Genomic DNA, 12,888 nt, shown 5'->3' on the forward strand with positions numbered 1-12,888 from the left:
TGGTCAGCATATAGATACCGTGAAGGCTTCAGTCCCTCCTGGACAATGGTGCAATGGCAAGCATACTGAAGCAGAGAAAGCGGTAGCTGTACCAAGCGGTGGCTTCTTCGCCAAGCTCTTTGGGCGCTAACCTGCTTGTCCGATTCTAAGTGTGTGTGAGTTACCTAGCATCTTTCTGGGCAACGCAAAAGCCCCGTAGGTGTGTGGCCTACGGGGCTTTCGTCATCTCGAAAGAACTCAAGAAACTGGCGTATGGATACTCAACAGCTCACTGCTGTATGAACCGGAAGCTAGACAACCTCTCAAGAGCACCCATCAAGTGTGTGTACCTGTGTATTATACACAAGCCATCGAAAACTCTCAGCGACAGGCGCCTACAACGCCGCCAAAAGGAGCTTTTTACTCTTTGCTCTCAACCAGGTTTCCACCCAGAGTTTTTTGAGCCAGCTCCTTAGCATCATCTACATTAGAGAACACACCCCAGTGATCATCGGCCAAAGACCATTGCCCATCTTCTAATTCCCCTAGGTCACCAAAATCTTCTCTGGTAAATTCACTCGCCGAGAAGAGCCCCACCATCATTTTAGGATTCTGAGACATATCAGCAGACATCAGGGTCTCCAAGCTAGTCATATCCACCGAGGAGCAGAAAAAGACCTGAGTGTCATCGGGAATATCTTCAACCTGATCCAGGGGCTTAGCGTCATTGAGCACAGTGTCCTGATAGTCAGCGCAGAACTCCATCCCTTTCTCTTTACCTATTTCTGTCATGCCCTGAGTAAGGTCCTCATAGGTCTTGGTTTTTGGGCCAGACAGCAGAAAGAAACTACTCGCAACAGCAATGACCACGCCCAGGACCAGCAGAAGACCAATCATCAAGCCTTTTTTACTCTTCGGGGCAGGCTCCCCCGCTCCAGGCTGAGCCGGCGCAGGAGGCAGATTACTCTCGTGCTGGGGCAAATCTGCCCGCCCATCAGCCAGGGGCTCCTGGCCAGGGGTAACTCCCTGCTCAGAATGAGGAGTATTAGTCTGCTCAAGCCCAGGAGTATTTTCAGGATGGTCGGGGTTCTGCGGGTTCTGCGGGTTCTGCGGAGACTGGGGATTATAGGGATTTTGAGACACAGCTTGCCTTCTCTCTTCTTATAACCAGGGCATCTGAGATGACCTAGAACGTCCCTGTAAAACTATCATCTTCTCTTCCGGCTGGAGAACAATATTACTTATCGCTCTGACTAGCCTGGTCATCAACAGGCACTTCCAGGGGCCGGTTATCCTCTCCTCCTAGGTCAGCTTGGGTTCTCGGATCATCTTGGGTTCCCTGGTCATCCTCCAGTGATCGGTTGGATTCCAAACCCAGGCGTGCACGCTCTTCGGCAATAATTTGCGAGGCCATCTTGGAGTCTGAAATATCCACGGACTCGGCGGCTGAGTCCTTGGCCGCCGAGATGCGGGCGTATTCGTCAAAGAGCTGGGATTTGATACCCAGCAAGTCAATCATGCGTTCGTCCACGGTATCTGCGCCGAGCAGGCGGAAGACATCCACGGTGTGGGTTTGGCCCATACGGTGAGCTCGGGCAATAGCCTGAGCTTCAATAGTGGGTTTGAACTGGGGTTCAGCCAGCACCACAATAGATGCGCTTTGAATGTTCAGTCCAGCACCGGCAGCGGTAATTTGGGCCAGTAGGACGGAGCCGGAGGGCGCGGTGGCTAGGCCGTCAACGGTATCTTGGCGGTCGGTGGGAGGCATAGCGCCGGTAATAAGGCCGACAACCTTGTCACCAAGGGCGGCTTCGAGACGGGAGAGCACGCTCAGGAAGAAGGAGAAGACCAGGACCTTGCGGTCGGCGGCGGTGGCTTCTTCTACGATTTCGAGCAGGCGCGTGAGTTTGGCGGATTCATCGGCGGACCAGGCGGCGCGGCGCATAAGGGAGAAGTTTCCATCGGCTACGGCCTGGCGGTAGGCATCGGTGTCACCGGGGGTGAGTTCGAGCCAGTCGCGGTGCTCGGTCATATCCGGTAGTTCGGAGAGCACGTCTTTTTGGTTGCGTCGTAGGTAGGCGGGGGCAATGCGGGCCCGGAATTCGCTGGCTAGGAGGCTGTCCATGCCGGCTTCGGCTACCAGCTGGGGTTGCAGGTAGTCCACCAGGGTGACGAACTCACTGACCTTGTTTTCCATGGGGGTACCGGAGAGGAGGACGGCGTATTCGGCACTGCGCACCAGGGCGGATACTGCCTGTGAGCGCTGGGCATCCTTGTTTTTGATGAGGTGGGCTTCGTCGGCTACCACGGCGTCGGCGCGCCAGGTGCCGTCGGAGTAGAGGCGGGCACCGTCGTAGGTGGTAATCAGCAGGCCGCCTTTAGCTTTCCAGTTGGAGAGGGCTTCTTCGCGGCTGTCGCCGTGGGCCAGGTAGGTACTAATGGCGGTGAATTTTTGGGTTTCGCGCTCCCAGTTGATGACGAGAGAGGCGGGGCAGACCACGATGAAGTGAGTTTTGCCCTTATTGGCCAGGTGGGTGAGGGCGGCAAGAGTTTGCATGGTTTTACCGAGGCCCATTTCGTCACCCAGGATAATTTTCTTTTGGGCCAGCATGAATTTAGTGCCGTAGTTTTGGTAGCCGCGGAGGGTGGCCTTAAGGCCGGTAAGGTCGAGGGGGAATTTGCGGATGCGTTCGAAGACTTCAGCGGGCAGATAGGCGTCGCCGATGGTTTCGTTACCCAGGTAGTGGGCAAGGAGGGCCTGGTGGGCGGCAGGATCAGCTAGGTAGCCTGCCCAGGCTTGGTCGGCGGTGAGCCAGGTGGCCGCAGGTACGTTCAGGGGCGCATGGGTGCGGCACCATTCTAGGTCGGTGAGGAGTTGCTGGTAGTCGGTGGGATCATCGCCCACAGCGATGAAGAGGGGGCCGGTGGTGGGCACGGGCTGAGTGAGGAGGGGCGCATAGCTGCTCAAGCGATCCAGCAGGTCGCTGTCGCCGATAGTGGAGTCAATGACGCGCAGACGGTCGAGGCCGATGAGGATGCGCTCGGCGGCCGGGGTGCGGGTTTGGCCCAGGTTTTCTTTTTCTTGGCCTGCGGCTTCGTCGAGCAGGCGGGTGGCGGCCGCGTAGATTTGGGCGGCGGTGGTTTCCCCTACCCCGGGGATTCGGGTGAGGGCGGCAGGTGAACCTTGGGAGAGAACCTGGGCGACGGTAGTGATGCCGGCTTGGGTGAGTGGCGCGGTGCGCACAGTTCCACTGGTAATATCCCGGAGCTTATCTACGGGCATATCGGCCAGAGTCAGCTGGGCACGTTCTGCTTTGAGGGCCTGCATATCCCTTCCCATGCCGGTCATCAGCTGAGCACGTTCGGGAGTGTTAATGGCCTGCCAGATGGCCAGGTAGGCGGCATGGGCCTCTACAGGTACTTCTTCAAAGACAGGGTTTTCCCACTGCTCACCCGCAAAACGGGCAACAGCACGGGCAGCTACGTCCCTGAGGCCCAGCTTGTTCTCGGCTAGGGCAACTTCGGGGCTGATGGTATCGAGCTGGGCTAGCTGCTCAAAGAGGGGCTGGAGCCTGCTCACAGCCGATGAGGTACTGACTACGCGTTCGGAGAGAGCGGCGGTAGCGGCCTCAGCGCGCCGTTTCTTCTCACCGCCACCGAAGAGCTTACTGACCAGACCGCCGGAAGCGGCCTGAATATCTGCGGTCATCTGGGCCAGCCCAGCATCGGCAGCGGCTAAAGCACGCAAATCATCCAGGGTCGCGGGGCTCTGCTGACGCCAAAACTGCTGGTGAAGCCAGGAACTCAACCCCACAATACTCTGGGGCGAGAGCGGCGCAAACCGGTAAAGGGACCCGCTATAGCCCTCGGGCAAGCTAAAACGCGGTGCGGTTGGCTGGCTCAGCTCGTCCAAGGCCTGGCGGCTACGCTGGGCATAGCCCTGAAGTATCTCTGCCTGGCGCAAAAGATCAGCTGTCATGGGGTCTCCTTAAAAGTTATGCCTTGCCCCAGAGCGTGAAGGGCCGGGGATAGGTGCTCTGAGTCCCATTATGGCCCAGCAGACCGGCACCGTGCGATAGCCTGGAGCAAAAGGAAAGGAAACCTTTGTGCCCACATTCACCAGCGCCAATGATTTAGGTAGCTTCATGCTGGAGGCCCACGCGCAGGCCACCCAGCTGGGCAAACTGGCTCAAGGCCCCTACCTGGTAGCTATCGACGGGCGGAGCGGCTCAGGCAAAACTACCCTGGCCCGCCAGATACAAGATATTCTGGCAACCGCCGGAACCACCGTTGAGCTCTTCCACCTCGAGGACCTCTACCAGGGGTGGGACGGCCTAGCTCAGGCTGTGCAGACCTGGCAGGAATTAGCGCTCAGCCTGACCGGGGACGGCACTGACCCAGGGCCCACTCCCCTCTGGTACGGCTGGGACTGGCAGAGCGGGCAAGCAACCGGCCCGCACATTTTTACCCCAGCCCAGGCACCGGCCGGCAGTATTGTCCTGGCCGAAGGGGTTGGCGCGCTCTGCGGTACCCACGACCTGGGAGTCCTCATAGAGCTAGATACCCTCACTCGCAAAGACCGCGCTCTGATCCGTGACGGTGACACCTACCGCCCCTACTGGGACAGGTGGGCCCTGCAGGAAGAAGCCCTCTATAGCCACTACCGCCACATCTACCATGCGGTACAGGTCACCTACCGCCCAACTGAGGGCCCCCACACCGTAGAATATGCTTGGCCCGAGACCACCCGATAAGCAAAGAGGAAGCATGACCCCCAAACAAGCCCACCTACAGGCAGATAGCCCCTCAGCAGGGCTCCCGCTGATCGCCATCTTCACTCTTGCTTCCCTAACCGCCGTAGGTCCTCTGGCTATCGACATGTACCTGGCAGCCCTACCGACCATTGCAGAAGAATTTTCTAGCAGTGCAGCGCTGACCCAGTTCACCTTAACTTCTTTCATGCTGGGCATGGGTAGTGGCCAGTTTTTGGTGGGCCCGCTCTCAGACAAAACAGGCAGATTACTGCCTCTGCGCATCGGTGTTTTCTGCTGTGCGCTAGCTACCCTTGCCTGCGCCTTCGCGCCCACTATTCAGGCCCTGATTTTAGCCAGGTTCTTCATGGGGTTCGCAGGTTCTATCGGCCTGGTACTTTCACGAGCTATCGTCACCGATAGCACCAGGGGCAAAGAAACAGCTCGCCTGATGAGCATTATGATGATGATTAACGGCCTAGCCCCGGTGCTAGCACCCATCCTCGGGGGAATAGTTCTTAGTTACGGTAGTTGGCAAGATATTTTTAAGCTCCTGGCTCTGATCATCACCCTGTCCATGATCCTGGTTCTTACCTTTATCAAGGAATCCCTGCCCCTAGAACGCCGACGTCGCGGCAGCCTAGCCTCCACCTACAGGGGCGTGATTGAAGTAGCCCAAAATCCCTCTTACCGGGGCTTTATGCTGACTATGGTCCTAGCCTTCGGCGCGCTCTTTGCCTATATTTCTGGCTCCTCCTACCTGCTACAAAAGGTGCTAGGGCTAGATGCGGTTCATTTCACCTACGTCTTTGGTTTTAACTCTCTGGGTATTGTTCTGGTCTCTAGCCTTAATGCCCGCCTGGTGAGCCATTTTGCCCCGGTTAGGTTGCTGACCTGGGGTGCCTGGTCTCTGCTTGCTTCCTCAGCCTTACTTACGGTGCACTTTTTAGCGGGAGCCTCACTGCTACCGACCCTGATTCTGCTCTTTACTTTTACCAGCTCCCTGGGCTTAGTCCTGGGTAACGCTTCGGCTCTAGCGCTCAGCCAAGTCCGGCAAGAAGCTGGTGCAGGGTCCGCTCTACTGGGAACAACTCAGGCCCTCATGGGTGCTTTAGCGTCTCCGCTCGTAGCCCTAGGCGGTAGCCAGGCTTACCTGCCCATGGCTGTGACCATGTTCGGCTTCGCGCTGTTGGCGGTTCTGGCTCTGATGAGAACACCCCGGGAAGCTAAGAACTAGGTTCTCCTTCCCCGGAGTGCCGCGCTCTCTAGTATTGGACGCTGTCGGTTAGCCTGCCAAGTAACCCATCAACTCATCAGTCAGGGCAGAATCCAGCGCTAAGGGCGTACCGTTCAGGTGGGTCACCGGCGCCAGCAGACGCACCGAGGAAGCCAGCCACACAGCATCCGCTTCGAGCAGGTCTTGGGGGTAAAGAGGGCCATAACCCAGCTCCCAGCCAGCTTGACGGGCCCCCTTAAAAATTGCCCCCTGGGTAGTACCGGGTAGGATGCCGTGGGCAGGCTCAGGGGTATAGAGCACCCGCTGGTCACCACTTCGCTTGGCAACAATGACAGAGGAGGTAGCGCCCTCCAAGATACGGCGGTCATCGGTCACCCAGATAGCATCATCTGCACCGTGCTTACCCACATAGCGCAAGACCGACATGTTCACAGCATAGGAGAGGGTCTTAGCCCCAGCTAGAAGCCAGGGGTAGGCAGAGTCCTCGGCGGGGTCGTGGCCGCGCGGTAGCAACATGGCCCGCACGCCCTCCTGGCGCTGGCGAACAATGGTAGGTGAGGAGGGGGCTACTGTCACCCAGGTATGAGCACCCTCTTCCGGGGTTCCCCGCGAAATAATGATTTTGACGGTGTGCTCTTCGCCCAGTACCGTCTGGGGGCCGGCAAGAGCAGAATCAACGGCCAGTTGCACCGCAGAGCGCAGTTTCTCTTCCTCCGGCAGAGGCAAATCAAGGATTCGGGCTGATCCGGTCAAACGGCTCAGATGGGCCTCGAACTTACGCACCTTGCGGTTGGCAGCCAGCATGGTTTCAAAGACACCGTCGCCGCGAGTGAGGCCCTGGTCTTCAATATTAATCAGCGGTGTGGAGGCATCAACCAGCTCCCCTGCGGGGTTCTGCTGGGTCAGCATTACTACGGTTGTATGAGTCATAGTCTTAAGCCTACTCCTGACCAGGCCCCCAGTAAGAGCGAGATAGCTGGCTTACTGCCAGACCCAGGTCAGGTTCCCGGTGTAAGCGGCCAAAAGATAGCCGCAGACCAATAGCCCAAGGGTACCCAGGGCGAACCAGAGGTCTGCCCACCGGTAGCTGGGCACGCGCGCCCAGGTGCGGGGTCCCGGGCCAAAGCCACGCGCCTCCATAGTGGTCGCTAACCGGCTCCCGCGCCGGATGGCCTGCACCAGCAGAGCGAAGGTCTGCCCGCCCAGGGTGCGAGCGCGAAGCCAGAGCGTATCTTGGGACCCCAAACCTCTAGCCCTTCTAGCCTGCCCCAGGGTATTCCATTCGGCCATCATCAACCCCACCAGCCGCAGGGCTGCCAGGGCACCGAGCACGAACCTGGCCGGTAGCTTGAGACTCTGGGCTAGGGAGTCTGCAATATCGGTCGGGTCGGTGGTTGCTATGAGGAAAATGCCGGGCAGTAGCATAGCTAGCCCGCGAAGCATCAGGGCTATGCCTACCGCCGCTGATCCGGTGCTCACCCAGAGAGGGCCAAAGTGCAGCAGGGTGCTGCCGGTTTTTTCTGCTAGCAGGGAGGTGGACCAGCCCGAGAGCAGGGCGCCAAAGAGCACGGGCCAAAAGCGACCCAAGAGTGCCAGGGGGCTAAGTCCCAGCAATCGCAGGGCCAGTAGCTCTAGACAGAGCACCGTCAAGGAGGTAACCCAGTCCTGAGTTAAAAGTAGCCCCAGGGTCAGGGCGAAGGTCGCCCCCAGTTTGACTCCGGCGTTGATTCTACCGAGGGCGCCTTGCCGCTCAGCGGTGGCGGCAAAGGGATCATAGGCCACGGTTTCCCCCTCCTTCTAGGCTGTAGGTATCCCCGCCCAGGGCGGCAACATAGTCGGCATCGTGAGTGATAGAGATGACTGCCGTACCTGCTTGGATCAGCTCTCGGATGAGGGTGACCAGTTCCTTCCAGGTTCGAGCGTCCTGGCCGAAAGTGGGCTCATCCAGTACCAGGATTTTAGGCTGGGTCGCTAGCGCGGTAGCCACCGAGAGCCTGCGCTTTTCACCACCGGAGAGCGTGAAGGGGTTGGCCTCTTGCAGGTGGGTAAGCCTCAAGCGTTCTAGGAGCTGGTCGGTAGCCTGGGCCAGGGAGGCTTCATCGAGGCTTTGCTTGCGGGCCCGTGCCAGGTGGCGGGGGCCAAACTCCAGTTCAGCTCTAACAGTGGGTGCGATGAACTGTTGCTCTGGGTCTTGGAAGACCAACCCAATTCGATCGGCCAGTTCAGCTGCTGGCCAGCTGGCTATGTCCGACCGATAGCGCTCAGCCAGATCACCGGTCAGGTGGGGGTGGGCAATGACCTGCCCGGCCACCGGGTAGAGCAGGCCGGTCAGGGTCAAAGCCAGGGTTGATTTGCCACAACCGTTGGGGCCTAGCAGGGCTAAGTGACTGCCAGCGTAGAGCTGAAGGTTGATACCCTCAGCAACTACAGGTAGGTCTAGGGTAGGTTTTTGACCCGATGCCAGGGCACGAGCGCGGTGCTTGAGCTGGCGACGGCTGGGGTAGGCGCGAGTAAGGGTCAAGTCACGGGCTTCTAGCACAAGTGGACCCAGCGCAGGGCTGTCCTTTGTGGGTGCCGGTGGGTGCGGCTGGTAGCCTGGCACCCAGACACCAGCATCAATGAGTTCCTGGCCTGCCTGGCTGAGCACGCGTTCAGGTGGACCATCGTGGCTGATACCGCCCTTGGCACCGAGCACTATGATCCGGTCCATGTGCCGAGCCCAGATATCCAGGCGGTGTTCGATAACAACAAGGGTTGAGCCTGTCTCTTGGCAGGCTGCCACCACAGCGTCTCGAACCTCTATGACGCCTGCGGGGTCCAGGTTGGCGGTTGGCTCATCGAGCAGCAGGGCGCCTGGGTTCATGGCTAGGATGCCGGCTAACCCCAGCCGTTGCTTCTGCCCGCCGGAAAGGGCCGATGTTGACCGGCTGTAGTCTAGGTGGCCTAAACCCACGGCCTTGAGGGCGCTTTTGACCCGCTCCCAGATCTGGGTGCGGGGGACGGACAGATTCTCGGGGCCAAAAGCGACGTCATCACCAACCCTGGCTAGGACCACGGAGCTTTCCGGGTCCTGTTGCATGAGCCCGCAGGTCCCGCGTGATTGGGCGGGAGTCAGGCCGTTAACGGACAGCTCCCCCAACTGGGATTGGCCGTCTTCGTCTTCTAGCAGGCCACCTAAGGCCTGGAGCAGGGTGGTTTTACCAGCACCGGAGGGGCCCACCAGGAGCACCTTCTGACCGGGTTCAATCTCGAAGGTCAAGTTAGAGAAAGTGGGCTTGGGCCGCCCCGGGTAGTGCCACCCGAACTCCCGGGCCCGGAAGTGGGCCCCCCGGCCTCTTGACTCTGGGCCGGGGGACGCAAGCTGATGATCTTCTGCGGTCAACGCCCTAGCCCTTTGAGCTGGCTGGTCCGCCCCGGCGGGAAGGCCTGCGAGCGGCCCGCCCTGCTGCCAGGGAATCTAGCGCGCCGGTTGAGACCAGACCGCGCACCAGCAACCAGGAGACCAGACCGGCCAGAACCAGGCCCGAGATCATAGAGCACAGAACATAGATGACTGCTTTTTGACCCACCATCTCACCGGCATAGTAGATGATGATTTCTGAGATCCCCATAGCGGCACCTGAGGCTAAACCGGCCAGCATGGCGGTGGCGAGGTTCCAGACCTTGTAGAAGAAGATCAGGAATATCAGCTCAGCACCCAGGCCCTGAACTAGGCCAGAGATTACTACAGTGAAGTTGTAGTGGGTGCCCAAGAGGGCCTCGATGACTGCCGCCAGAAGCTCAGTGTAAAGGGCTGCACCGGGTTTGCGGATGACCAGGGCACCCAGCAGACCCGCAAGTAGCCAGACACCCCCGGCTAAGGGGGAGTATTCAGGGGCCAGGGCTAGGGTGGTAGTGATGGCGGAGTAGCCAAAATTTGACCAGAGCCAGAAGATCAGGGCGCAAGCTACGGCCAGCACCGATGCTACGACGATATCGTTGACGCGCCAGGTGAGCGCGGATTTCTTGGACATAAAGCCTTCCTTTGGTGAGAACAGCAAAGGGGGCATGCACCGGCGCACCTGGGTACGCCTATTTACTTCGACTCCCTAGCGCCGGTACTAACCGGATCAGGTTGGAGGGTCTGCATGTGCACTCTCAGCGCCAGTCTGGCGCTCCCCTGTCGTTTATGGTTACCCGCCGGTCATAGAGCGGGGTCCCAAGCATGGAACCCTTCCAGTATAGAGCAAGCCGGGATACCCACGAAAAATGAACAGTTATCCAGGCTGCGGGACTTCCCTAGTGTCTTTGTGCATAAGCTACAGCAATCATGAGGTGGCTCATGATCCACCCATCGACGGTAAGGAAGGTGAACTGCCGCGCCCTCCACATTCCACTACAGCGGCTGAATAAAGGCCCCCAGCACAACACTGGTTACTATCCATTCATTCCAGGCATTGTGAAAAAATAAGACCGAAACTGGGAGTTTCTATTTTTATAATCAGACTCGTGTCTATAAAAACTACTCTTTAGATACTCTAGGGCTAGCAATTATTTTGCCTATCACACCAAGGGGTAGTTCCTGGAAGGTACCTCCTATTCTTAGCGACAAGTCTATAAACGGCCTCCATGCAGGAACCCAGCAAGGGAAAATTATAGATTCTTGAGAACAGCGACAGGCCGGTAATTCTATCTAAAAACTTCATAAACCCCCTTGCCCCAGTAAAATACTGATGGTTCTCTATGTAAACAATAGATTTACTAAAATCACATGCATATTCTTGCTCGCTAGATTTTTCAAACACCTGGTAAGGAATAAAATCCACCAGCTTATTTCTGTCTAGTTTAATAAGATAATCAACGGTTTTTGTACAAAAACCACAATTTCCATCAAAGATAAACAATTCTTTCATCCAAAAACCTCCATCTTGTTTATCAGCCTAGGCCATACATCCATAAAATACAGGGCATGGCCCCACCAGGAGCACCGTGAGGATTTCCCCCCCCCCCCCCTTACCCGAACACCTCTACCTAAGCCCCTGATAAGCTCTTCAGTCATCAGGAGCAGACCTCGCTCACTTTGCCCGCCCTATACCCCAACCCTAGCGGGCAACTCACACCCTAACAATAAGTACTGATAGTCTTAGGGCAAGGGGCCATCCGGCCCACCACACCAACAGAAGGGATCCCTCATGAACCCCCTCACAAAAATTGCAGGCTCGGCCGCCTCTCTAGGCGGTATCGCCCTGGCCAACAAGGTACTAGCCGCTAGCTGGGTTCGCATCACCGGCAACGAACCGCCAGAAAACAACCCCAATGAGGAAGAACGCTGGCGCGACATCATCCTCTGGTCACTGATCACCGGCCTGGTAGGCACCCTCATCAAGGTATCCATCACCCGTGCCCAGCACAAGATTGAGACCAAGTCAAAGCTCAAAAACGGCGGGCAGGCAGAAGTCTAAGGCTGACCAGCTCAACTTTTTATCCGCCTTCTTAAACCGGCTCTGCGCCCCGCAGGGCCGGCTTTTTTACGCCACCATCCACAGAAAACACTGTTGCACCTGGTGAGGCAAGTATCATAGACCCATGACTTCACCACACACCGGTAGCTTAGAAGCCAAGCCCCCAGCCCCCCGCTCCACCGTCTTCGCCTGGACCCTCTGGGACGTTGGGAACGCCAGTTTCAACGCGATTATGACCACCTTCGTCTTCGCGGTCTACCTCACCAGCAATACCGGCTTTGGCGATAAGGAACACAGCTCCGCTGTCCTCTCTTACGGCCTAACTATCGCTGGATTCTGTATTGCTCTTTTGGCACCGGTTTCGGGCCAGCGAGCCGACGCCAGTGGCCGACGAGCCCTGTGGCTAGGCGTCAACAGTATGCTCCTGGCGGCAATTATGGCCCTCTGCTTCTTCGTCGCACCCGCTCCCCAATATCTCTTACTGGGCGTTGCTTTACTTTCCTTAGGTAACCTGGTTAACGAGTTTGCGGTGGTCAACTACAACGCCATCCTGCCAGCAATTTCTACTAAAGCAACCATCGGCAAAATTAGTGGCTCAGGATGGGCCGCAGGCTATATCGGTGGCATTGTTGCCCTGGGCATCGTACTCCTAGGTTTCGTCACCCCCGGCCTGCTGGGCATCCCCACAGACCAGGCCTACAACATTCGTGCCGTAGCGCTCTTCTCAGCGGCCTGGGCACTTATCTTCTCCCTACCGCTCATGCTCAAAGCCCGTTCACTGCCCAAACCCGAACGCGCACCCCAGGAAAAGGCAAGTCTTCTCGACTCCTACAAGGAGCTCTTTGCCACGGTCAAGAAGCTCCGCAAGGAAGCACCCACCACCCTCTACTTCCTGGTCTCCTCAGCGGTCTTCCGTGACGGCCTCAACGGCATCTTTACCTTCGGTGGTGTCCTGGCAGCAGGCTCCTTCGGATTTAGCACTAACCAGGTCATTATCTTCGCGATTTTCGGCAACATTGTCGCCGGTGCTGGCGCTATGCTAGGGGGCTACCTCGATGACGCTCTCGGCCCCAAGCGGGTCATCATTTTCTCTCTGAGCGCTCTCATCGCTGTCTCCCTTCCCCTGCTCATCTGGCCCTCCACCACCATGTTCTGGGTCTGCGGGCTCACCCTCTGTGCCTTCGTAGGACCCGCCCAGTCAGCCGCCCGCTCCTACCTGGGCAGGCTCACCGAGGAAGGCAAAGAAGGCGAGATTTACGGCCTCTACTCCACCACCGGACGCGCCGCCAGCTTCCTGGCACCGGGTCTCTTCGGGCTCTGCGTGACCCTGACCGGCAACCAGCTCTGGGGCATTTTAGGTATCACCCTCGTCCTCTTTGTAGGCCTGCTTCTGATCATCCCCATCAAAGATCCCAAAGTCAGAAAATCAGCCAGCTCAGCTAACAGCTAGGACCAGGCAAGGTAAGCTCACAACAGCGCC

General features: G+C 58.0%; 11 protein-coding genes and 1 riboswitch. Of the genes, 4 read left to right on the plus strand and 7 right to left on the minus strand.

What is annotated here, in order from left to right; all coding sequences use genetic code 11:
* Nucleotides 1-399: 399 nt before the first annotated feature.
* Together ACN082_RS06100 and ACN082_RS06105 are read right to left on the minus strand one after the other, a co-directional pair.
* Entirely contained in the window at nt 400-1,122 is a 723-nt protein-coding gene (locus ACN082_RS06100; protein WP_419099965.1) for a hypothetical protein, read from the minus strand.
* Nucleotides 1,123-1,216: 94 nt separating this feature from the next.
* Nucleotides 1,217-3,958: a DEAD/DEAH box helicase gene (locus ACN082_RS06105; protein WP_419099966.1), complete on the minus strand. Its 2,742-nt coding sequence runs from the start codon at nt 3,956-3,958 to the stop codon at nt 1,217-1,219.
* Nucleotides 3,959-4,085: 127 nt separating this feature from the next.
* Here ACN082_RS06105 and ACN082_RS06110 point away from each other — a divergent pair, with 127 nt between their 5' ends.
* Together ACN082_RS06110 and ACN082_RS06115 are read left to right on the plus strand one after the other, a co-directional pair.
* Entirely contained in the window at nt 4,086-4,733 is a 648-nt protein-coding gene (locus ACN082_RS06110) for a hypothetical protein (RefSeq protein ID WP_419099967.1), read from the plus strand.
* Between the two features lie 13 nt (nt 4,734-4,746).
* On the plus strand, nt 4,747-5,967 hold the full coding sequence (locus tag ACN082_RS06115; RefSeq protein ID WP_419099968.1) for a multidrug effflux MFS transporter: 1,221 nt from the start codon (nt 4,747-4,749) through the stop codon (nt 5,965-5,967).
* A gap of 48 nt (nt 5,968-6,015) precedes the next feature.
* Here ACN082_RS06115 and ACN082_RS06120 read toward each other — a convergent pair whose 3' ends face one another.
* The 5 genes from ACN082_RS06120 to ACN082_RS06140 form a co-directional block, all read right to left on the minus strand.
* Nucleotides 6,016-6,897, minus strand: a complete 882-nt coding sequence (locus tag ACN082_RS06120) for an aminotransferase class IV (protein WP_419099969.1) — start codon at nt 6,895-6,897, stop codon at nt 6,016-6,018.
* Nucleotides 6,898-6,948: 51 nt separating this feature from the next.
* Entirely contained in the window at nt 6,949-7,749 is an 801-nt protein-coding gene (locus ACN082_RS06125; RefSeq protein WP_419099970.1) for an energy-coupling factor transporter transmembrane component T family protein, read from the minus strand.
* A complete protein-coding gene (locus ACN082_RS06130; protein ID WP_419099971.1) occupies nt 7,739-9,349 on the minus strand; it encodes an ABC transporter ATP-binding protein in 1,611 nt (536 codons plus the stop codon). Before ACN082_RS06130 ends, ACN082_RS06125 begins: the two co-directional genes overlap by 11 nt.
* 4 nt (nt 9,350-9,353) lie before the next feature.
* On the minus strand, nt 9,354-9,980 hold the full coding sequence (locus ACN082_RS06135; protein ID WP_419099972.1) for an ECF transporter S component: 627 nt from the start codon (nt 9,978-9,980) through the stop codon (nt 9,354-9,356).
* A gap of 55 nt (nt 9,981-10,035) precedes the next feature.
* Nucleotides 10,036-10,138: riboswitch (TPP riboswitch) on the minus strand.
* A 352-nt stretch (nt 10,139-10,490) separates the two neighbouring features.
* Complete coding sequence (locus ACN082_RS06140; RefSeq protein ID WP_419099973.1) at nt 10,491-10,859, minus strand: thiol-disulfide oxidoreductase DCC family protein; 369 nt, start codon at nt 10,857-10,859, stop codon at nt 10,491-10,493.
* A 279-nt stretch (nt 10,860-11,138) separates the two neighbouring features.
* Between ACN082_RS06140 and ACN082_RS06145 the strand changes: the two genes are divergently transcribed.
* Nucleotides 11,139-11,408, plus strand: coding sequence for a DUF4235 domain-containing protein (locus tag ACN082_RS06145; RefSeq protein ID WP_419099974.1), 270 nt, complete (start codon nt 11,139-11,141; stop codon nt 11,406-11,408).
* Between the two features lie 124 nt (nt 11,409-11,532).
* Nucleotides 11,533-12,858, plus strand: coding sequence for an MFS transporter (locus ACN082_RS06150; RefSeq protein ID WP_419099975.1), 1,326 nt, complete (start codon nt 11,533-11,535; stop codon nt 12,856-12,858).
* Nucleotides 12,859-12,888: the final 30 nt, after the last annotated feature.

Origin of the sequence: Rothia sp. CCM 9417, from assembly GCF_048513575.1 — a bacterium.
Classification (GTDB): domain Bacteria; phylum Actinomycetota; class Actinomycetes; order Actinomycetales; family Micrococcaceae; genus Rothia.

What these genes read in the sequence shown, in the direction of transcription:
- ACN082_RS06105 (WP_419099966.1), bottom strand. Translation starts at nt 3,958, where the DNA reads ATGACAGCTGATCTTTTGCGCCAGGCAGAGATACTTCAGGGCTATGCC.
- ACN082_RS06145 (WP_419099974.1), top strand. Translation starts at nt 11,139, where the DNA reads ATGAACCCCCTCACAAAAATTGCAGGCTCGGCCGCCTCTCTAGGCGGT.
- ACN082_RS06135 (WP_419099972.1), bottom strand. Translation starts at nt 9,980, where the DNA reads ATGTCCAAGAAATCCGCGCTCACCTGGCGCGTCAACGATATCGTCGTA.
- ACN082_RS06115 (WP_419099968.1), top strand. Translation starts at nt 4,747, where the DNA reads ATGACCCCCAAACAAGCCCACCTACAGGCAGATAGCCCCTCAGCAGGG.
- ACN082_RS06140 (WP_419099973.1), bottom strand. Translation starts at nt 10,859, where the DNA reads ATGAAAGAATTGTTTATCTTTGATGGAAATTGTGGTTTTTGTACAAAA.
- ACN082_RS06120 (WP_419099969.1), bottom strand. Translation starts at nt 6,897, where the DNA reads ATGACTCATACAACCGTAGTAATGCTGACCCAGCAGAACCCCGCAGGG.
- ACN082_RS06150 (WP_419099975.1), top strand. Translation starts at nt 11,533, where the DNA reads ATGACTTCACCACACACCGGTAGCTTAGAAGCCAAGCCCCCAGCCCCC.